This window comes from Bordetella petrii (genome assembly GCF_000067205.1).
Taxonomy (GTDB): Bacteria; Pseudomonadota; Gammaproteobacteria; order Burkholderiales; family Burkholderiaceae_B; genus Bordetella_A; species Bordetella_A petrii.
This window is the reverse complement of record NC_010170.1, coordinates 2,277,413-2,295,909: the sequence shown is the minus strand read 5'-3', so window position 1 is coordinate 2,295,909 and position 18,497 is coordinate 2,277,413. Positions and strand designations below refer to the sequence as shown.

At 63.8% G+C, this 18,497-nt stretch carries 19 protein-coding genes and 2 pseudogenes; 1 reads left to right on the top strand and 20 read right to left on the bottom strand.

The features are described from left to right. Position 1 precedes the first annotated feature (1 nt). The 16 genes from trbG to BPET_RS11150 all read right to left on the bottom strand — a co-directional run bounded on the left by trbG (position 2) and on the right by BPET_RS11150 (position 15,141). The gene (gene trbG / locus BPET_RS11220; RefSeq protein ID WP_012249125.1) at positions 2-994 is read right to left on the bottom strand and encodes a P-type conjugative transfer protein TrbG; all 993 of its coding nucleotides are present in this window, start codon (positions 992-994) and stop codon (positions 2-4) included. Next, positions 991-1,695 (bottom strand): conjugal transfer protein TrbF, encoded by a 705-nt coding sequence (gene trbF, locus BPET_RS11215; protein WP_012249124.1) that lies wholly within the window; start codon positions 1,693-1,695, stop codon positions 991-993. The genes trbG and trbF overlap by 4 nt, the downstream gene beginning before the upstream one ends. Positions 1,696-1,707: 12 nt before the next feature. Then, on the bottom strand, positions 1,708-3,078 hold the full coding sequence (trbL, locus tag BPET_RS11210; RefSeq protein ID WP_012249123.1) for a P-type conjugative transfer protein TrbL: 1,371 nt from the start codon (positions 3,076-3,078) through the stop codon (positions 1,708-1,710). Continuing rightward, positions 3,075-3,359, bottom strand: coding sequence for a hypothetical protein (locus BPET_RS11205; protein WP_012249122.1), 285 nt, complete (start codon positions 3,357-3,359; stop codon positions 3,075-3,077). The genes trbL and BPET_RS11205 overlap by 4 nt, the downstream gene beginning before the upstream one ends. 11 nt (positions 3,360-3,370) lie before the next feature. Continuing rightward, positions 3,371-4,096: a P-type conjugative transfer protein TrbJ gene (gene trbJ / locus BPET_RS11200; RefSeq protein ID WP_012249121.1), complete on the bottom strand. Its 726-nt coding sequence runs from the start codon at positions 4,094-4,096 to the stop codon at positions 3,371-3,373. Then, positions 4,093-6,558, bottom strand: a complete 2,466-nt coding sequence (gene trbE, locus BPET_RS11195) for a conjugal transfer protein TrbE (protein ID WP_012249120.1) — start codon at positions 6,556-6,558, stop codon at positions 4,093-4,095. Before trbE ends, trbJ begins: the two co-directional genes overlap by 4 nt. A 12-nt stretch (positions 6,559-6,570) precedes the next feature. Beyond that, a complete protein-coding gene (locus BPET_RS11190; protein WP_012249119.1) occupies positions 6,571-6,843 on the bottom strand; it encodes a VirB3 family type IV secretion system protein in 273 nt (90 codons plus the stop codon). Beyond that, complete coding sequence (locus tag BPET_RS11185; protein WP_012249118.1) at positions 6,840-7,232, bottom strand: TrbC/VirB2 family protein; 393 nt, start codon at positions 7,230-7,232, stop codon at positions 6,840-6,842. The genes BPET_RS11190 and BPET_RS11185 overlap by 4 nt, the downstream gene beginning before the upstream one ends. Further along, complete coding sequence (gene trbB / locus BPET_RS11180; protein WP_012249117.1) at positions 7,229-8,311, bottom strand: P-type conjugative transfer ATPase TrbB; 1,083 nt, start codon at positions 8,309-8,311, stop codon at positions 7,229-7,231. The genes BPET_RS11185 and trbB overlap by 4 nt, the downstream gene beginning before the upstream one ends. Beyond that, positions 8,308-8,772, bottom strand: a complete 465-nt coding sequence (locus BPET_RS11175) for a CopG family transcriptional regulator (RefSeq protein ID WP_012249116.1) — start codon at positions 8,770-8,772, stop codon at positions 8,308-8,310. Before BPET_RS11175 ends, trbB begins: the two co-directional genes overlap by 4 nt. Next, on the bottom strand, positions 8,769-10,772 hold the full coding sequence (locus BPET_RS11170) for a conjugal transfer protein TraG (RefSeq protein ID WP_012249115.1): 2,004 nt from the start codon (positions 10,770-10,772) through the stop codon (positions 8,769-8,771). The genes BPET_RS11175 and BPET_RS11170 overlap by 4 nt, the downstream gene beginning before the upstream one ends. Before the next feature lie 236 nt (positions 10,773-11,008). Beyond that, positions 11,009-11,287: an EexN family lipoprotein gene (locus BPET_RS11165; protein ID WP_012249114.1), complete on the bottom strand. Its 279-nt coding sequence runs from the start codon at positions 11,285-11,287 to the stop codon at positions 11,009-11,011. After that, positions 11,284-12,228: a LysR family transcriptional regulator gene (locus tag BPET_RS26000; protein WP_012249113.1), complete on the bottom strand. Its 945-nt coding sequence runs from the start codon at positions 12,226-12,228 to the stop codon at positions 11,284-11,286. The genes BPET_RS11165 and BPET_RS26000 overlap by 4 nt, the downstream gene beginning before the upstream one ends. A 56-nt stretch (positions 12,229-12,284) precedes the next feature. After that, positions 12,285-13,514 carry an MFS transporter gene (locus BPET_RS11160; RefSeq protein WP_041863814.1) on the bottom strand — a complete coding sequence of 410 codons (1,230 nt, stop codon included), beginning with the start codon at positions 13,512-13,514 and terminating at the stop codon, positions 12,285-12,287. A gap of 4 nt (positions 13,515-13,518) precedes the next feature. Next, positions 13,519-13,902, bottom strand: a complete 384-nt coding sequence (locus BPET_RS11155; RefSeq protein ID WP_012249111.1) for a tautomerase family protein — start codon at positions 13,900-13,902, stop codon at positions 13,519-13,521. 126 nt (positions 13,903-14,028) lie between these two features. Next, positions 14,029-15,141 carry a threonine aldolase family protein gene (locus BPET_RS11150; RefSeq protein WP_012249110.1) on the bottom strand — a complete coding sequence of 371 codons (1,113 nt, stop codon included), beginning with the start codon at positions 15,139-15,141 and terminating at the stop codon, positions 14,029-14,031. A gap of 185 nt (positions 15,142-15,326) precedes the next feature. Between BPET_RS11150 and BPET_RS11145 the strand changes: the two genes are divergently transcribed. Continuing rightward, complete coding sequence (locus BPET_RS11145; protein ID WP_012249109.1) at positions 15,327-16,223, top strand: LysR substrate-binding domain-containing protein; 897 nt, start codon at positions 15,327-15,329, stop codon at positions 16,221-16,223. Positions 16,224-16,348: 125 nt separating this feature from the next. Here the strand turns inward: BPET_RS11145 and BPET_RS11140 are convergent. The 4 genes and pseudogenes from BPET_RS11140 to BPET_RS11130 form a co-directional block, all read right to left on the bottom strand. Then, positions 16,349-16,528: pseudogene (locus BPET_RS11140) on the bottom strand (DUF3363 domain-containing protein); the annotation flags it as partial. Then, positions 16,500-16,706: pseudogene (locus BPET_RS25995) on the bottom strand (oxidoreductase); the annotation flags it as partial. The pseudogenes BPET_RS11140 and BPET_RS25995, both read right to left, overlap by 29 nt. 50 nt (positions 16,707-16,756) lie before the next feature. Then, positions 16,757-18,034: a multidrug effflux MFS transporter gene (locus BPET_RS11135; RefSeq protein WP_012249106.1), complete on the bottom strand. Its 1,278-nt coding sequence runs from the start codon at positions 18,032-18,034 to the stop codon at positions 16,757-16,759. Continuing rightward, positions 18,031-18,495, bottom strand: a complete 465-nt coding sequence (locus tag BPET_RS11130; protein ID WP_012249105.1) for a MarR family winged helix-turn-helix transcriptional regulator — start codon at positions 18,493-18,495, stop codon at positions 18,031-18,033. The genes BPET_RS11135 and BPET_RS11130 overlap by 4 nt, the downstream gene beginning before the upstream one ends. Positions 18,496-18,497: the final 2 nt, after the last annotated feature.

Genomic DNA, 18,497 nt, shown 5'->3' with positions numbered 1-18,497 from the left:
GTCAGTTCCTCCGTGCCACGCCATCCGTGCGCTCGATCCGCACCACGTCGCCCTTGTCGCCGCCCAGGCGCAGTTCCGCCGCACCAAAGAGGCGATCCACGATGTAGTACGGCGAGCGGAAGCGGTAGTTCACCAATTGCCCATCGCCTTCGGCCCCGATCACGAACAGCGGCGGCAGGTCGCCTTGCGCGATGCCAGCGGGAAACTGGATATAGACCTTCTGCCCGTCGTCGAAGGCGCGCAGCGGCTTCCACTGCGGATTGCTGCCGCTGATCGCGTAGCGAAAGCGCAGGTTCTCCAGCGACAGGCCGCTATCGACCGGCGCGGCGGCGCTGGCCGCTTGCGCCTGGCGCTGCAAGGCCAGCATCCGGTCGCGCGGGTACTCCCACGAAACGGACGCCATCCACGTCTTGTCCGTGGAAGTCAGTTCCAGCAAGTACGTCCTGCGGCTGGTGGTGATGACCAGATTGGTCTTGAGGCCCGAGCGGATCGGCTTCACCAGCACGTTGACGCGCAAATCGGCACCGTTGCCGCTAGACGTGTCGCCCACGATCCAGCGCACGGTATCGCCGGCGGCCACTGTCACCAGCTCCTCGCCCGGCTGGAGCGAAACCACGGTCACGCGGCCCACGGCTGCATAGACTTGGTAGAGCGCGCCATCGGTGAACGGCCACACCTGAATCGCGTTGACGTAGCCCTCGCGCGTGGGCGCGACACGCGCCTCGGCATTGGCCCGCGAAACGCGCACCTTCTCGTCGGCCGGCTCGGGTGTGGGCTTGGCATCCTCGGCCTCGGGAACTGGCATCAACTGCGCCGGCATCGGCAGCACCTCGGGCACGGCCACCACCTCCACCGGCGCGGGCGGCTCGGGCAGCGGCTGGGCCTGCACCGGCTCATCGAGCGAGATGGTCGGCGGCGGCTTGCCCTGCGTGGCGCAGCCCGCGAGGGTGAGCACGATCAACGGCAAGGCGGATTTACGGAAAAGATCATTCATGGCTTTGCTCCTTCGGAAGAATCCAGTTCGCGGCTCCACGACAAACCGTTGACGTAGATGCCCAGGGGGTTCTTGCGCAGGCGTTCTTCGGTGCGCGGCGGCTGGAGCACGATGGACACCACGGCCGTCCACCGCTCCAGGCCCGCCGCGGCGCCGTTGACGTAGCGGCGTTCCGTCCAGCGCACGTTGAAAGACGTGTCGCTGGCGCGCACGACGCTGGTGATCTGCACCGTCACCGACTCCTTGCCGATGCGCGCGAACGGGTCGTTGACCCGCGCGTAGTCGTTGAGCGCGGCCGCGCCCTTGTCGGTCGTGTAGTCGTAGGCGTCCAGCCAGTTTTGGCGGACGACGATGGGGTCAATGGACAGCGAGCGCACCAGCGTCACGAAGCGCGCGATGTGGTGCGCCGTTTGCGCATCGTTGGGGCGGTACGGCGTGGCCGCTTCGCCCACGGCGCGCACTTGGCCCGCGTTGTCCACCTCCACGACGTAGGGCGTCACGATGGACTGCGCCGAGCGCCACACCAGACCACCGGCCATCAGCAGCGCGAGCGTGAAGCAGCCGAAGGCCATGAATCGCCAGTTCTTGGCCTGGACGCGGGCCGAGCCGATACGGTCGTCCCACACCTGGCCGGCAGCTTGGTACGGCGTGGCAGGCGGCGGCGTGTCGGCATAGCGCACCTGCGGTTTCTTGAATCGCATGGTCAGTTCTCCTTATGAATCGGAATCGCGCAGGCTCGGCCCCTGGCCGGAGCCGCCGCCGTCGCCACCGCGCAGCGTGTGGGCGGCAGTGGTCGCGGCGTGGGTGAGTTGCTGGCGGCGTTGCAGCCGCTTGGCCCAAGCGGGCTGATCGGCGGGCTGTGCAGCGGCAGCGCCTGCGGGGGCTTCGCTGGCGGCGGCCTGGCCGGCTGACGCGCCAGCGTCTCCGTTCCAGCCCGCGCGGAACGGCGCGGCCATGCGCTGCCCGGCAGCGGCAGCGCGGGATGCGGCAGCGCGTCCGGCGGATTGCGCGCCGGTCTTGGCGACGTTGCCCAGGCCCGCCATAGCGCCCTTCGCGCCGCCGCCTGCGGCGGCGGAACCGGCCTGGAACGCCGACTTCGCGCTGCCAGCCGCCGACGTGGCGGCACGCCCGCCGCTGCCGGCCAGCTTGGCGGCGGCCGGGGCCATGCGGGCACCAGCGGCCACCGCACCGCTCACGCCCGTCGCGGCAGCACCGACAGCCACTGCCGTTCCGGCTGCGCCGACGGCGGCACCAGCCATCGCGCCCGCACCCAGTTGGGGCGCACCGGACACGAGGCCCGTGGCGATGCCAGGGCCGAAGATCCCGAGCGCCAGCAAGGTGAGCGAGGCCAGCATGATGACCAGCGCGTGGTCGATGTTCGGCTCGGCGGGATGGACTTGGAACTGCGAGAACAAGCCCGAGCCGATGCCGACGATCACGGCCAGCACCAGCACCTTGATGCCGGCGGCCACCACATTGCCCAGCACCTTCTCGGCGAGAAAGCTGGTCTTGTTCCACAGCGCGAACGGCACTAACACGAACCCGGCGAGCGTGGTCAGCTTGAACTCAATCAGCGTGATGAAAAGCTGGATCGCCAGCACGAAGAAGCACAGCACCACGACCAACCATGCGAGGAACATCACCACGATGGGGTCGAGGTTCACGAACACCTCGGGAAAACCGGCCATCTCGCCGATCTGCTCCAGAATCGGCGCTCCGGCGTCGATGCCGGTCTTGGCAAGCCGGCCCGGCTGCAGGAAGTTCTCCATCGTGATGGCCGAGCCGGTGGCGGTGATGCCCAATCCCGCAAACGAGCGGAACACGATGCTGGCCAGCCAGTTGAAGTTGTTCAGGATGTAGGCGAAGGCACCGACGTAGAGCACCTTGCGCAGCAGCTTGGCGATCACGTCATCGCCCTGGCCGGTGGCGTGGCTCATGGCCCAATACAGCCCGGCGATCGTCATGTCGATGACGATCAGCGTGGCTGTGAGGAACGCCACTTCGCCGCGCAGCAGCCCGAAACCCGAGTCGATGTAGGTGGCGAAGGTGTTGAGGAACTGGTCGATGATGGTCACGTCATTCATGGCGTGTTCTCCGGTTCCTCGAAGCTGGGCGGGATCGGTGGCAGGTCGGCCAGCGTCTGGTATTCATCCGGCCCGGCCTCGCCGGAAAAGAAGCGCCGCCGGAAGGCTTCGGCGGCGGCGCGGCAAGCGTCCGCGCCCGTGGCCAGCCGGTCGGCCGCGCATTGCGCGCGCAATGCCTTGAGCCGCGCGGGATCGGCGGCCAGGGCATCGGCGAGGTTGTCGGCCGGCTGCTCTCCGCAGGCGGCCAGCAGCACGGCACCAAGGACGAGGACGCATCGCATGTCGGCCCCCGTCAGTCGCGGTAAAAATTGACGGACTGCGGCGTGTACGGCGTGCCTTCCCCGAGGAAGCGCCGCCGCACTTCGCGGGCGCGCTCGGTGGCCGCTGCCTGCCGCGCCAGTTCCAGCGAAGCGGCCCGGTCCTGCGTGATCTGGAGCCGCTGTGTCTGGATCGACTGCTTGGCCTGCAAGGCCAGAAGCTGATTCGTGGCCTGCATGGCTTGCAGCGCACCGACGGCAGACTGGCTCTTGCTCACCAGATCGGCCAGAACACCCTCATCGTCATGGAGGTTCTGCGATGCCTGCGCCTGCATCTGCATGGTGGTCTGCAAACCGTTGAGCGTGTTTTTCCAGCGTTCCTGCGTGTCGCGATACATCTGGTCGCCGCTGACGGTGGCGGCGTACTGTTCCGGGTACAGGCGGGCAAACTCCCGATCCAGATTCGTCACGTCGTAGGCCAGGCCTCGCGCCTGGGCGATCAGCCGCTCGGTCGTCGCCAGGTTGGCGCGCAACTGGCCGACCACGCTGGACGGCAGGCTGGCGAGGTTGCGTGCCTGGTTCATCAGCATTTGCGCTTCGTTCTGGAGCTGGCGAATCTGGTTGTTGATCTGCTCCAGCGTGCGGATCGCGGTCATCGTGTTCTGCACGAGGTTGGTGGGGTCGATCACGACCCATTGCGCATGGGCAGTGGCGGTGCAAAGCATGGCCGCGATGGCAGCGGCGACAAGGCGCTTCTTCATGGCAAGTTCTCCAGTGGTTGGTCAGCGAGGGAATCCGGCGCGAGGCCGGGGAACGAGGGCAGCAGGTCAGCCGCCCAATCGAGGCCGCGATGGCGCAGCCAGGCGCCCGCGAAGCCGGGCGTGCCGGCGCCCGGCGGCACGCGGCCAAGAACTTCGTCAATGGCGCGCTGGTCTTGCGGCGTGGAAGCGCCCGCAAAAGCCAGCGTCGCCGGCCCCAGGTCGAGGTCGAACAGGCGGTTGCCGAGGCGGGATTGGTAGTAGTAGTCGCGCTTGGGCTGCGCAGTGGCGACGATCTCGATCTGGCGCGAGTTCAACCCGAAGCCCTCGTAGATCGTGCGAATCTGCGGTTCGGTCGCCTGTGGGTTCGGCAGGAAGATGCGGCTCGCGCAGCTTTCGATGATCGCGGGCGCGATGCTCGAATCCTTGATGTCGGCAAGACTCTGCGTGGCGAAGATCACCGACACGTTTTTCTTGCGCAGCGTCTTGAGCCACTGGCGGATGCGCGCGGCGAACACCGGGTCATCGAGAAACAACCAGGCTTCATCGAGGATCAACAGCGTGGGCGCACCGTCGAAGCGTTCGTCAAAGCGCGCAAAGAGGTAATGCAGCACGGCCATGACGGCGGCCTTGCTGTGCATCAGCTCCTCCATCTCGAAGCACTGCACGTTGGCCATGCCTAGCCGGTCGTGATCGGCGTCCAGCAGCTTCCCGTGCGCGCCGCCCAGCACATAGGGCGCGAGCGCCTGGCGCAGCGCATTGCTCTGCAACAGCACGGACAGCCCGGTCATCGTGCGCTGCTCCACCGGCGCACCGGCAAGGCTGCCGAGTGCCGACCAGATAGCAGCCTTCTCGTCGGGGCCGACCGCCACGCCTTCGTGCAGCAAGCGGCCTTCGATCCATTCGGCGGCCCAGGTGCGGTAGCCCTCGCGGTCAATGCGAGCCAAGGGCTGAAAGGCGATTTCGCCATCCATGCCCAGGTCGTAGTGCTCGCCGCCCAGCCCGAGGATGGTCGCGCGCATGGAGCGCCCCATGTCGAACGCGAAGATGCGCGAGCCGCGATAACGGCGAAACTGCATCGCCAGCGTGGCGAGCAAGACCGACTTGCCCATGCCAGTCGGGCCGGCGACCAGCGTGTGGCCCACGTCGCCGATGTGCGTCACCAGCCGGAACGGCGTCGCGCCATCGGTGCGGGTGACGATTAGCGGCGGGCCGTCGAGGTGGGCATTGCGCTCGGGGCCGGCCCACACGGCGGACACCGGCATCATGTGCGCCAGATTGAGGGTCGAGATGATCGGCTGCCGGACATTCGCATAGGCATTGCCGGGGAGCGAGGACAGCCACGCATCCACGGCATTGAGCGTTTCGGGGATGGTGACGAAGCCACGCCCCTGAATCACCCGCTCCACCATGCGCAGCTTCTCGTCGGCTGCGCCGGCGTCGTCGTCCATGACGGTGACGGTCGCCGTCAGGTAGCCGAAGGCGACTTGATCGCTGCCCAGCTCCTGCAAGGCGGCGTCGGCATCGGCGGCCTTGTTGTTCGCGTCGGTATCGACCAGCGGGCTTTCCTGCTGGAAGATGGTTTCGCGCAGCAGCGCGATGACGTTCTTGCGCTTGGCGAACCACTGGCGGCGCAGGCGCCCCAATTCCCGTTCCGCCTCGGATTTGTCGAGGCACAGAAAGCGCGTACTCCAGCGATACCCAAATCCCAGGCGGTTGAGGTCGTCCAGAATCCCCGGCCAGGTCGAGGTCGGGAAACCGCGTACCGACACCACGCGCAGGTGCCTGTCGCCAAGCATGGGGGCCAGGCCACCGACCAGCGGCGAGTCGGTCAGCAGCGCGTCGATGTGGAACGGCACCTCGGGAACGCCGACGCGATAGCGTCGTGTCGAGATGGTCGAGTGCAGATAGGTCAGCGTCTGGCTGTCGTCCAGCCAGGCGATTTCCGGCATGACGCCATCGAGCAGGTCAAAGACCCGATCCGTTTCCGCGACGAAGGCTTGCAGCCGCTCGCGCCAGTCCACGCCATTCGTCGGCGTGTTCTCGTAGAGCATCTTGGCGGCACGGGCGCGCGATTCCTCGGGCGGCAGATACACCAGCGTCAGGTGATAGCCGCTCTCGAAGTGATTGCCCGATTCCTCGAAGGTGGCCCGGCGTTCTTCGTCCACCAGCCACGAAAGCGGCTCGGGAAACTCCGAGTGCGGGTAATCGGCGGCGGCGCGGCGCTCGGCCTCGATGAACAGCGCCCAGCCCGAACCCAGCCGGCGCAGCGCGTTATTCAAGCGGGCCGACGTGGCGATCAGCTCGCCTTGCGTGGCGCTGTCGAGGTCAGGCCCGCGAAACCGGGCCGTGCGCTGGAAACTGCCGTCCTTGTTCAAGACGACACCGGGCGCGACCAACCCGGCCCAGGGCAGCCAGTCGGCGAGCAGCGCGGGCCGTTGGCGGTATTCGGCAAGGTTCAGCATGGCGGCATCCCCTCACACGTCCAGCAGCGGGCGGTGCTTGATGTGCCGGGCGAACACGGCCATGAACTGCGGATCGACGCGCGCACCCCAGACCGCCAGCGAATGGCCGACGATCCAAAGCACGACGCCCGGAATCCACAGTTGCAGGCCCAGCCCGACAGCGGCGGCCAGCGTGCCGTTGGCGATTGCCACGGTACGCGGCGCACCGCCCAGCAGAATCGGCTCGGTCAGCGAGCGATGCAGCGGCACCTCGAAGCCGGCCGCGAAGGTATCCGGGGCATTCATACGACGGCCCCGCCGGAGAAGCTGAAGAACGACAAGAAGAAGCTCGAAGCCGCGAACGCGATGGACAGACCGAACACGATCTGGATCAGCTTGCGGAATCCGCCCGACGTGTCGCCGAAGGCCAGCGCGAGGCCCGTGGTGATGATGATGATGACCGCGACGATGCGCGCCACCGGCCCCTGGATGGATTCGAGGATGGATTGCAGCGGGCCTTCCCATGGCATTGAAGAACCGGCGGCCTGCGCGGTTCCGGTCAGGAACAGCAGCAGCGCGGCCAGCATCAGCCCTTGTGCCGCAGGGCGGGCCAGGCTGCGCAGCCGCGACCGGATGGGAAGGCGCAAAGCCGGATTTGCAGAAACACGGAAAGCAGGAACGATCATCTGCGTCATGGCAGTTCTCCAGGTTGGTCAGAGGACGGGGAAGTCGCCGCAGCGGGTGCGGCTTCGGGAAATAGCGGCAGCTCGGGAAACGGCGTTTCCAACGCGTCCGCCCCCCAATCCGCCAATCGGTAGCCCACACCGTCGAAGCCGACGACGCGGGCGATGCTCTCGATGCGGCGCTTGCGCCCGCGACCGGCGATGTGGATCACCACGTTGACTGCCTCGGCGATCAGCGCACGCGGCGGGTTCACCGCCACTTCGAGAATCAGTTGCTCCATGCGCAACAGCGCACCCAGCGCGGAACCCGCATGGATCGTGGCGATGCCGCCGGGATGGCCGGTGCCCCACACCTTGATGAGATCCAGCGCCTCGGCACCGCGCACCTCGCCGACGACGACGCGATCAGGCCGCAGGCGCATGGACGAGCGCACCAGCTCGGTCATCGACACGACGCCTTGCCGCGTGCGCAGCGGCACGTGGTCGCGGGCCGCGCATTGCAGCTCCACCGTGTCTTCGAGCACCAGCACGCGGTCGCCGGTGGCGGCGATTTCGGCGAGCAAGGCATTGGCGAGCGTGGTCTTGCCGCTGCTGGTGGCCCCGGCGATCAGGACGTTCTGACGCTCGCGCACGGCGCGCACCAGAAAGCCCGCCTGGGCAGCGGTCATCATTCCGTCCACGACATACCGCTCCAGCGGGATCACGCCGATGGCGCGCTTGCGCAGCGCGAAGGCCGGCCCCGGTGCGGCGGGTGGCAAGATGCCCTCGAAGCGTTCGCCGGTTTCGGGCAGTTCAGCCGATAGCAGCGGCTGACCGCTATGCACCTCCGCGCCGACGTGGGCGGCGACCAGGCGGATGATTCGCTCGCCATCGGCCTCGGGCATCTCCACGCCCATAGGCGCGCGACCCGACGACAGGCGATCCACCCAAAGGGTGCGATCCGGGTTGAGCATGATTTCCACCACGTCGGGGTCTTCGAGCGCGGTGGCGATCAGCGGCCCCATTGCCGTGCGCAGCATCTGGATGCGCCGGTCGAGCGAAGCCGCAGCGGATGAGCGTGGCTCGGGCGGGAGTCGCGGAACGGCGCTCATGAGGCACGCTCCTGCGCTTGAGCGGCTGCCGCCGCGTCCTCCATTCGCATCGGGTCGGGATGCAGCTCCTCCACCACGTCACGCACCAGGCTGCGCCCGCGCAGCAGGTGGCGGCCAAGCTGCTCGGTGAACTGCTCGAAGCGCGCCTTGCCCTGAGCGCGGGCCGCCTCTTGGTGCGCCTCGGGAACCGGCGTGCTGACCGTCAGGTAGTAGCGGATGAACAGCGCCAGCGTTTCGATGGCGATGTTCTGATCGCGCTCCATGCGCTCGGCCTGGCGCGACAGGCGGTCAAGGCGCTTGGCGATGGCTGCCTCGCGCTGGTCGGCCGCGTCCGGCGACAGCCAGGACGCCAAGGCGGCGGCGACGATGCTGGATTTGGACACGCCTTTCTTGGCGGCCAGTTCATCGAGCCGCTGGGCGTGTTCGGGCTGGATAAAGAGGTTCAGGCGGTACTGGCTCATAGCTCGATTCCGTCGTTGGGGTTCAGCGATGCCAGCCGGGCCGTGCGTTGCATGGCTGGATCAAGCTGGCGAGGAAGGGGAAGCGGCAGGTCGTCGTCGTCATCGAGCAGCGCGAGGTCGGCTGCGGGCGCGGCCAGTTCTGGGTCGTAGGCGACGGTTTCGGAGAGCTCAGGCTGACGGCGTGGGCCGCCGTTGTCGGCCAAAGCCCCGAAGCCGTCGGCTGCATCGGCCGCAGGCGCAGCGGGCACGGCAGGGATTGCCAAGCCGCTCCAGTCGTCGGGGCGCAGCGGCGGCGCGTCGGCGTACTGCCCGTCCGCCAGCGCGGGCGGCGGCAGCACTCGCCGCTTGAAATTGGCGTCGGCGTAGTAGCGCAGCTTCGTGGCTTTGATCGGTGCCACGCTGGACACCATCACCACCGCCTCGTCGGGCGGAAGCTGCATGACTTCGCCCGGCGTCAGCAGCGGGCGGGCCGTCTCCTGGCGCGACACCATGAGGTGGCCCAGCCACGGCGCGAGCCGATGGCCCGCGTAGTTGCGCTGGGCGCGCAGCTCGGTCGCAGTGCCCAGCGTCTCGGAGATGCGCTTGGCGGTGCGCTCGTCGTTGGTGGCGAACGTCACCCTGACGTGGCAGTTGTCGAGGATGGAATGGTTCTGCCCATACGCCTTGTCGATCTGGTTGAGCGACTGCGCGATGAGGAAGCTACGGATGCCGTAGCCCGCCATGAAGGCCAAGGCTGTCTCGAAGAAGTCGAGCCGGCCCAGGGCCGGAAACTCGTCGAGCATCAGCAGCAGCTTGTGGCGGCGTTCGATGCCGTCGGAGCCGTCGAGCGATTCGGTGAGCCGCCGCCCGATCTGGTTGAGGATCAGGCGGATGAGCGGCTTGGTGCGCGATATGTCCGAAGGCGGCACCACCAGGTACAGCGACACCGGATGCTCGGCCGCGATCAGGTCGGCGATGCGCCAGTCACAGCGCGAGGTGACTTCGGCCACCGTGGGATCGCGGTACAGGCCGAGGAACGACATGGCGGTGCTCAACACGCCGGAACGCTCGTTGTCCGACTTGTTGAGCACTTCACGCGCCGCCGACGCGACTACCGGATGCGGCCCGTCGCCCAAGTGCGGCGTGGTCATCATTCGATGCAAAGTCAGCTCGAACGGGCTGGCCGGGTCGCTGAGGAAGTTGGCGACGCCGCGCAGCGTCTTGTCTTCGCCCGCGTAGAGCACATGCAGGATGGCCCCGACCAGCAGCGCGTGCGAAGTCTTTTCCCAATGGTTGCGCTTCTCCAGCGCGCCTTCGGGATCGACCAGAATGTCCGCGATGTTCTGCACGTCGCGCACTTCATGCGCGCCGCGCCGTACCTCCAGCAGCGGGTTGTAGGCCGCCGACTTCGCATCCGTGGGGTTGAACAGCAGGCAGTGCGAGAAGCGCGAGCGCCAGCCGGCGGTGATCTGCCAGTTCTCACCCTTGATGTCGTGGATGACGGCGGACGCGGGCCAGGACAGCAGCGTCGGCACAACAAGGCCGACGCCCTTGCCCGAGCGCGTGGGCGCAAAGGTCAGGACATGTTCCGGGCCTTCATGGCGCAGGTACTGGCGATCGTGCTGGCCGAGGAACACGCCCTCTGGCTGCGTCAGGCCCGCCTTGCGAATGTCCTCCGCGTTCGCCCAGCGGGCGGAGCCGTAGGTCGTGACCAGGCGCGATTGGCGCGAGCGCCATATCGACATGCCGATGGCGACCACCACCGCCACCAAGCCGCTCCCGCCTGCGATGGCTCCGCCGATGTCAAAGATGCGGGGCGCGTAAGCGTCGAAGAAGAACCACCACTCGAACAACTTCCACGGGTGGTAGATCGGCGTGCCAAGAAAATCGAACCAGGGCGAGCCAAGGCGTAACTGATAGCCAAGGGCGGCTGCTGTCCATTGCGTGGCACCCCACACTCCGGCGATCACGATGCCGAACACCACGGCGATCTGACCGAACAGCACGTTCGTCCCTTGCATGACCTGGCCTCCGATTTCTCCTGCGCTGATTCCTCATGGAAAAAGCGGCACAAGGACGTGCCGCAGGCGTCAGGTTCGGTGCCGGGTCAGTACCGGTCAAAGACCGTTTCAAGCAGAAAGATCGAGCAAAAGGAAAGAATTAGTGTTGTGGCGAAGCAAAGAAAAACGCCGCAAATGCGGGCGCATTGCGGCGTGTTGGGCAAAACAATGAAGGTAATGCGGCGAGCCGCCAATACTCAGAACTTGGGTGACTCTTTCGGCGGCGTGTACGGGGTTTCGCCATCGCCATAGAACCGCTTGCGCGTGGCTTCGGCGACCCGGTTGCACAACACATCTCCCAGCTTGGCGCGGTCGGTCTTGCACTGCTGCCGCAGCTCCTTGAGCCGTTCGGGGTTGGCCGCCAGTTCTTCCACCGTGGGGATATTGGCTGCGGAATCGGCGGGTTTCTGTGGCGCTTCGGATGGGCCGCAGGCGGTCAATGTGACCGCCAGCAAGAATGGGATGACCTTCTTCATGATGCAGGTTCCTCCGCAGGATCAGGATTGAGGCACGCGATGGGCTTGGGAGACTCCGGTGATTCGATAGCTTGCACACGCTCAATGAATCGAGCCAGCACATCGGATGGTGGGCCATCAGGGCGTAACAGGTAGGTCGTCAACGGCGGCACTCGTGATGCCAGTGGACGCGCTACCACCCCAGGTTCACGGCTTGCGACAATATGCGCTGCGCCCGCCAGTCCGAGCGCGAACCCGGCCGACACCAGCACCATCATCAGATCACAAGAAGCGACCCGCTCCGCGATCAGCGGCTCCATATCGGCGCGACGTAATACCCGGTCAACATGCTTGGCATGGCCTTCACAGACCTGCGGATCGCACAGGACAAGCGGGTAGCGCAGCAGTTCATCCAATGGAATACGCTTGTGAGCCAGCAGCGGATGCCGTGCTGGCACAGCGACCATGAGTGGATCACTCCAAGCGGGTAAGGCAATGATGCTGTCGCCTACTTCCTCGGACTGTGCAAACCCTACGTCGTAAAGATCGTCATGCAATCCCTTAATCTGCTGCGACAGCGGAACCTCGAAGAAGCGGATTTCAACTTCGGGTTCTTCCTGGCGACATAGAGCCAACAAGGCTGGCAAGCGCGACGGAGTAATGCCATCTGACAGTGCCACGCGCAGCTGGCTGTGGAAGCCATTGGCCGCAGTGGTCACGCTGTCGCGGGCTTGTTGCAAGGCCGCGAAAACACGACGCACGTGTTCTAGGAACAGTTGGCCAGCGCGGGTCAGTCGTGTGCTGCGCGTGGTGCGAGCAAACAGCATCACGCCCAAGTCATCCTCTAGTTCTTTGATGGCGCGCGACAACGGAGACTGTTCGATATGGAGTCGTTCAGCTGCTCTCGCAAAATGCAGTTCCTCCGCGACGGCGAGAAAGCATCGCAAATGGCGAAGTTCCATTCACACATCCCTCCAAAAAAGACGGCTCACTTCAGCACAACCAACAGCTCCGTGAATCAGGTCGGCACCGTATGAGGCGTCATCCTTTCTTCCTTGATTGGCAAATTTACAAGTGCCGCAGCAAATGCCAATGCGGCATCTGCCCACCACATCCATTCATAGCTGCCCATGCTGACCACAGCCACGCCGCCCAGCCATGCCCCCAGAAATCCACCGATCTGGTGGCTCAATAGAGTGAGGCCGAACAACGTACCCAGATAGCGCGCACCGAACAGCTTCCCAGTCAGTCCGGCCGTCGGTGGCACCGTTGCGAGCCAGGTGGCACCGAGCACGACAGCGAACAGGTAGAAAGTCCACGGCTCTTTTGGCGCAGCCATATAGACAAGAATGGCTGCGGCGCGCGATGCATACATCCAGAACAGAATCATTTTCATGCGCATGCGGGTGCCCAAGACACCGACGACCAGGCTTCCGGCCACGTTGGTCAAACCGATGATGGCCAGTGAGGTGGATGCCACGTTTGCGCTCAGACCGCATAGATCGACTTCGCCCGGCATGTGCGTGACAAGGAAGGCAATGTGGAAGCCGCAGGTGAAGAAGCCTGCATGCAGGCACCAGTAGCTCTTGTCGCGCAAGGCGATCCTGAGTTGGTGGCGTAGCGTGAAGCCGTCATCCGCCTCCGCCTTCGCGCTTGGCTTGCGAGGCGTGCCGCGCAGCCACCACGCCATCGGTGCCGTGGACAAGGCCAGCACTGCCATTGTCCACATGGCGCTCATCCAGCCAAAGGCCAACATGACAGCCTGGTTCAGTGGAGCAAAGATGAACTGCCCCATGCTTCCACCTGCGTTGATAACTCCGCCTGCAAACGAGCGGCGCTCTGACGGAATGCGCTGCGCAGTTGCACCGATAAGAATGGAAAAACTGCCCGCGCCTGCGCCTGCTGCACTGAGCAGACCAACAGTAAAGATCAACCCCCATTGGCTACTGACCTGCGTGGTCAGGGCAGAGCCTGCGGCTAGCATCACCGCACCAATGACGATGACCCGGCCTGGCCCCCAACGGTCGGCAGCAGCCCCAAAGAGCGGCTGCGCAGCTCCCCATACCAACTGTGCGATCGCCATGGCAAAACTGATTGAGGCAATACCCAAGCCAGTGTGTGTATTAAGCGGCGACAGGAATAGGCCCATGGATTGCCTTATGCCCATCGTGACCATCAGGATCGCGGCAGCCACCAGTACCAAAGGCCAGAAGCCGCGCTGCGTCTTGCCATCGTTTCGAGACGCCATGCTATTACGCCGCATACTGTGCAAGCCCATTGCCGAAAGACCAATTTTCCTTGTTGGTCTCAACGAGGCCAATAAACACGTCCTCGGGCCTATGGTTTAGCCGCGCCTGCATTCCATCAACGATGGCCTTGAAAAGAGACTTCTTAGCATCCGTCGTGCGCCCGGTGTTGAGCGTGATCTGGATGAATATGCAGTCCGCCGAGCGCGCGATGCCCAAATAGCTCGGATCGAAGATGAACATCTCTGGATCGTGCTCGGTAATGACCTGGAAGCGGTCGTTCTGAGGCACATTGATAGTATTGACAGTGGCGGCATACACGATGTCGCCGACGGTGCGGCGAAATTCTATGGACTTGCCCTTGGCTAAGTCGATTCTTACAAGTGGCATATAAATCCCCGCAGTTCAGAAATGGAAAGATATGGGCACGCCAACGCTAGATGGGTTTCATGTGCGCGCGCCACCACATGGCTCCGCCGGCCAGTAACAACGACAGTTACTCATATGGGAGGGCCATCAGTACCCTTGTCGTCCTGCATTCGAGACCATTGGTGCGTGTGATTCAGGCGGCGACTGCGCGATAGCGCCGACCGCGAGGATGGCCGCGTCAATGTCTGCTTGGCTGACGTCCAGATGCGTGACGGCACGAATCGCTCCTCGTACCAGACCCATGCGCACGCCGCGCGATTGGAGTTGCGACAGAAATACCTCGTGAGAAATGCCGATGCCAGAGGGATCGAAATAAACCATGTTGGTCTCGGGCTCTGGCGTCATGACGTGGATACCGGCCAGCCCCTTAAGACCGTCGGCCAGACGGCGTGCATTTGCATGGTCTTCGGCAAGGCGATCCACGTGATGATCGAGAGCGTGCAAGCAGCCCGCTGCGGCGATGCCCGCCTGCCGCATGGCTCCGGCAAACACGTGCTTGTAGCGCTTGGCTTCGGCGATGAAGTCGCGGCTTCCTGCCATGACGGCACCGATTGGCGCACCCAGTCCCTTGGTGAAGTCGATCCACACGCTGTCCACCTGCGCCGCGTAGGCGGCTGGTGAAACTCCGGTGGCGACGCAGGCATTAAGCAGTCGTGCGCCGTCCATGTGTATTGCTAGTCCTTCAGCGCACGCCGCGCTGGACACCGATTTGAGCTGATCGAGTGACCAGACAGTGCCGCCCGCGAAGTTGTGTGTCTGCTCTACACAGACAAGCTTGGGTGGTGGGCCGTAAGGCGAGGAAACGGTCTTCAGGCGATGGAGCGCTTGCCGCATTTCCTCGGCAGTGAAGATCCCTGACTGGGTCATGATCGGTTCAATCAGAACACCGGAACTCAAGGCCACACCAGCAGACTCTGCACGGATGATGTGCGCCATCCAGTCGGCGATCACGCCATCCGCGGGATTCGTATGCACCTTCGTCGCCACAAAGTTGCACATCGTGCCCCCCGGAAACCACAGCGCTGCCTCCTTGCCTAGCAGTTCGGCTACGCGCTCTTGCAGTCGGTTGACGGTGGGGTCTTCTCCTCGTTGCTCGTCGCCCACCTCCGCATTTGCGATGGCCTGCCGCATCGCAGGTGTCGGTTTGCTTTCGGTGTCGCTGGACAATGGGATGAACGGGCGTTTTTGATTCATAGACATAGGGATTCCTGTAGCCACAAGGTTCTCGGATGTCCCCTTTGGATTTAACCTGTGTCGGGCTCGATGAGGCCGCAGACGCAATAGGGGATGCTGCTTTTGATGCCGCAATTTTTCCGCATGGCACCTTCTTGAACAAACGATTAAACTTCGCCCATGGAATAGAAAAACTACATCATGGGGGCTTTATGAGTACGACCCTTCCGGTTCGGTCTTTGGTGGTTTTTGATGCGGTCATGAAGCACAAAAGCTTCACCATGGCGGCCGCAGAACTTCATGTCACACCAGGCGCGGTAGGGCAGCAAATCCAGAAGCTCGAAGAGTGGCTGGGCGTAACCCTATTCACGCGCATGGTTAGGCAGATCCAGCCTACGGCAGAAGCTATGCACTATTGGGCTGCCATTCGGCCTGCGCTGGCACGCATCCAGCATGTCAGCGAGCAACTCCGCCTGAGTCAAGCCAACGAGGTTTGGCTCTCCATGCCGCCAACGCTCGCCGCGAAATGGTTTGCGCCGCGCATGGTGGGTTTCTTGGCCAAGCAGCCGAATATTTCTTTGCACCTGGGCGCTACCACCGCGATGAGTGATTTTGAGCGCGATCGGGTTGACCTTGCCATACGCTACTTCGACGGAGAGGATGCCTCGCTGGAATCCGCATTGCTCTGCCACGACGAGGCTCGGCTCTACTGCTCGCCGGCTTATGTCAAAGAACACCGTTTGAGAACACCCGATGATCTGGTTCGGGCAACTTTGTTGCACACAACCCTGCAACCGCATTGGCGATGTTGGCTCCAACAGTTCAGCCACCTCACGGACGAGCAGATCGACGCAATCCCAAGCCTACACTTTGACCAGTCTCTGCTAGCCATAGAAACTGCGCGATACGGCCAAGGCGCTGTCTTGAGCAGCGCCATCCTGACGGAAGCCGAGCTGCGCGATGGCTCGCTGTGCGAGCCATTCGAGTGCCGCCTGCCAGTAACAAAAGGCTATTACATCGTCCATCACAAAGGCTCTGCCTTGCGGCCTGCCGCGCTGGCGTTGAAGCAATGGCTACTGCAAGTTGCACAGAGTGAATGCAATAACTGAATGCTGCTGTGGCTGTGGCTGTGGCTTGCTGCTAATCCTGCATCAAGCCTGCCGCCCCGCGTTCATCGGGGCCGACAACGATGCAATGAGTTCGTCAACCTGTTCCTCACAGGTAGCACATGCCGTTACCAGACGAATCGTGCTCTACCAATCTCCCAAGACACCCCGCCACCGCGCATTGTGGCGGCAAGCTGCTGCCCTAACCGCTGCTCGATCACCGGCTTCCACGGCACCAGCGAGAAGCCCATGCCGTCATCCAGCATCGCGTAACGCCCGCTGGCGAGCATGACGCTGCGCCGGTAGATGGGTGGCCTCGGTGATGATCAGGCCGGCAGAAGCGCGTTGGGCGTAATAGGTCACGGCCAGTTCGCTGGGCACGAGTCCGGCACCGGCACGGCTGCGGGTCAGTGGTGCCATAACGATGCGATTGGCGAGAGTCAGAGACCCCAGTGGGTACGACTCGAAGAGTGCTTGTTTGGTCATGTTGATATTGGTTCTATTGAATGGGAATGGATAGCGTCTTGCGGCGGGTCTTACTGCAAGGTCCAAAAAGCGGCGAAGGCCAGTGCGAGGCTGGACGTGAGGATGATGCCGAGCGATGTATACGCAGGAACATCGAGCATCGCGCCAACGCTGATGGCGACGGCCGCGCACCCCATCTGCAAAAAGCCGAGCAACGCCGACGCCGCTCCTGCCTGCCGCCCGAAGGGGTGCAACGCAATGGCGGTGCCCAGCGGGTTGACCATGCCCATCCCGAGCAGGAACACCATCAGAGCAGCGGAAAAGAACACGAAATCTTCCTTGCCAACCAGCAGCACAATGCTGCCCGTCAATGCGATAACCAGACCCACCCGAACTGCCCGTGCCTGTCCCCATCGGTGGGCCAGGCGTGGCACCAAGAGGCCAGCGCCAAACACGACGAAAACGGTAGATGCAAAGAAGATCGCCAGCCCAAACGGCGAGAAATGGAATCCAACCATCAGGATCGCCGGGGCCATGCCGAAGAATGCGTACAGCGAACCGCTGACAAGGCTCATCGTAAGCGCTGGAGCGATGAAGCGCCGATCGGTCAGGAGCTGCCAGTAAGTCTTCAGTATCGCCGGGATAGAAATGGCCGAACGTCTGTCAGCTTGATGCGTCTCCCCGAGCCTGGCGTTGTAATGAATTGCCAGCACGACGGCCATCACACCGACAAAGGCAAACGTGAACTGCCAGCCTAGCCAGCTACTGAGCGCGCCGCCGAGCATCGGTGAAAAGCCCGGAGCGGCAGCCATAGCCACCATGATGAGGGTGAGCGTGCGAGCAAGCGCCTCACCGTCAAACAAGTCGCGAGCAATGGCACGCGACAGGACCGATGTTGCGCAGACCCCGAGCGCTTGGACAACCCGTCCCCCGATGAGTTGAGGTAGCGTGCTGGCGAACGCGCATATCGCGCTTCCTATAACGAATGCCAAGAGGCCGGCTAACACCAGCCACCTTCGGCCGAATCGGTCCGACAGCGGTCCGACGAAAAGCTGCCCCACTGCGAAGGCGACAAGGAAGCTGCTGAGCGTGGCGCTCAGGTCGATCACCGACGTGCCGAGGGCAACGGCCATGTCGGGAAACGCCGGCAGGATGATGTTGGTGGCGAGCGCGCCCAATGCTGCCAGCCCGGCAAGCAGGAACAGCAATTCAGCAGTCAGTGCTTTCTGTGTTCCCGGGGCCTCTTCTCCCTTCGCCACGTATGTATGTTCTTGCATCATTTGGTTGTCTGTTGAATCGAGGGAGTTAGCGCAGGCATCGCCGGTTGTTTGGTGGGGTGATGCGCTCATGGCGAAGCTCCATCGGCAACGCTCTCGGCATCGTCATCCAGGCATTCGATGCAGGCTTCAAGCAGTTCGTGCAGCGCGGCAACGCGCTCGATGCCAAGCCGCTCGTTGAGCGCCAACTGTGCTGCCTTCCACGCGCGCTGCCCCTCGGCTTGCTTTTCTCGCCCCGCATCGGTCGCTTCGACAAGACGACTGCGAGCATCGTTGCCGGCACCAATCTGCAACCACCCATGCGCCACCAGCGGCTGCAAGTTGCGTGTCAATGTCGAGGCATCCATGTACATGCGCTTGGCCAGATCGCCCGGGCGGATAGGCCCGAGGCCGACGACGTGCGACAGCAGCGCGTACTGCGTGTTCTTCAAGCCCGTCTCACTGGAAAAGCGGTCGTAGTGGCGCGTCACCACGCGAGTGAGCTGGCGCAGCTTGAGATTCGTACAGCCTTGAGGCTTGGTGGCGTTCTTCATGT

What these genes read in the sequence shown, in the direction of transcription:
- BPET_RS11145 (WP_012249109.1), top strand. Translation starts at nt 15,327, where the DNA reads ATGAGTACGACCCTTCCGGTTCGGTCTTTGGTGGTTTTTGATGCGGTC.
- trbB (WP_012249117.1), bottom strand. Translation starts at nt 8,311, where the DNA reads ATGAGCGCCGTTCCGCGACTCCCGCCCGAGCCACGCTCATCCGCTGCG.
- BPET_RS11175 (WP_012249116.1), bottom strand. Translation starts at nt 8,772, where the DNA reads ATGAGCCAGTACCGCCTGAACCTCTTTATCCAGCCCGAACACGCCCAG.
- trbL (WP_012249123.1), bottom strand. Translation starts at nt 3,078, where the DNA reads ATGAATGACGTGACCATCATCGACCAGTTCCTCAACACCTTCGCCACC.
- BPET_RS11165 (WP_012249114.1), bottom strand. Translation starts at nt 11,287, where the DNA reads ATGAAGAAGGTCATCCCATTCTTGCTGGCGGTCACATTGACCGCCTGC.
- BPET_RS11150 (WP_012249110.1), bottom strand. Translation starts at nt 15,141, where the DNA reads ATGTCTATGAATCAAAAACGCCCGTTCATCCCATTGTCCAGCGACACC.
- BPET_RS11155 (WP_012249111.1), bottom strand. Translation starts at nt 13,902, where the DNA reads ATGCCACTTGTAAGAATCGACTTAGCCAAGGGCAAGTCCATAGAATTT.
- BPET_RS26000 (WP_012249113.1), bottom strand. Translation starts at nt 12,228, where the DNA reads ATGGAACTTCGCCATTTGCGATGCTTTCTCGCCGTCGCGGAGGAACTG.
- BPET_RS11190 (WP_012249119.1), bottom strand. Translation starts at nt 6,843, where the DNA reads ATGAATGCCCCGGATACCTTCGCGGCCGGCTTCGAGGTGCCGCTGCAT.
- BPET_RS11135 (WP_012249106.1), bottom strand. Translation starts at nt 18,034, where the DNA reads ATGAGCGCATCACCCCACCAAACAACCGGCGATGCCTGCGCTAACTCC.
- trbJ (WP_012249121.1), bottom strand. Translation starts at nt 4,096, where the DNA reads ATGAAGAAGCGCCTTGTCGCCGCTGCCATCGCGGCCATGCTTTGCACC.
- BPET_RS11205 (WP_012249122.1), bottom strand. Translation starts at nt 3,359, where the DNA reads ATGCGATGCGTCCTCGTCCTTGGTGCCGTGCTGCTGGCCGCCTGCGGA.
- trbF (WP_012249124.1), bottom strand. Translation starts at nt 1,695, where the DNA reads ATGCGATTCAAGAAACCGCAGGTGCGCTATGCCGACACGCCGCCGCCT.
- trbG (WP_012249125.1), bottom strand. Translation starts at nt 994, where the DNA reads ATGAATGATCTTTTCCGTAAATCCGCCTTGCCGTTGATCGTGCTCACC.
- BPET_RS11185 (WP_012249118.1), bottom strand. Translation starts at nt 7,232, where the DNA reads ATGACGCAGATGATCGTTCCTGCTTTCCGTGTTTCTGCAAATCCGGCT.
- BPET_RS11160 (WP_041863814.1), bottom strand. Translation starts at nt 13,514, where the DNA reads ATGGCGTCTCGAAACGATGGCAAGACGCAGCGCGGCTTCTGGCCTTTG.
- BPET_RS11130 (WP_012249105.1), bottom strand. Translation starts at nt 18,495, where the DNA reads ATGAAGAACGCCACCAAGCCTCAAGGCTGTACGAATCTCAAGCTGCGC.
- trbE (WP_012249120.1), bottom strand. Translation starts at nt 6,558, where the DNA reads ATGCTGAACCTTGCCGAATACCGCCAACGGCCCGCGCTGCTCGCCGAC.
- BPET_RS11170 (WP_012249115.1), bottom strand. Translation starts at nt 10,772, where the DNA reads ATGCAAGGGACGAACGTGCTGTTCGGTCAGATCGCCGTGGTGTTCGGC.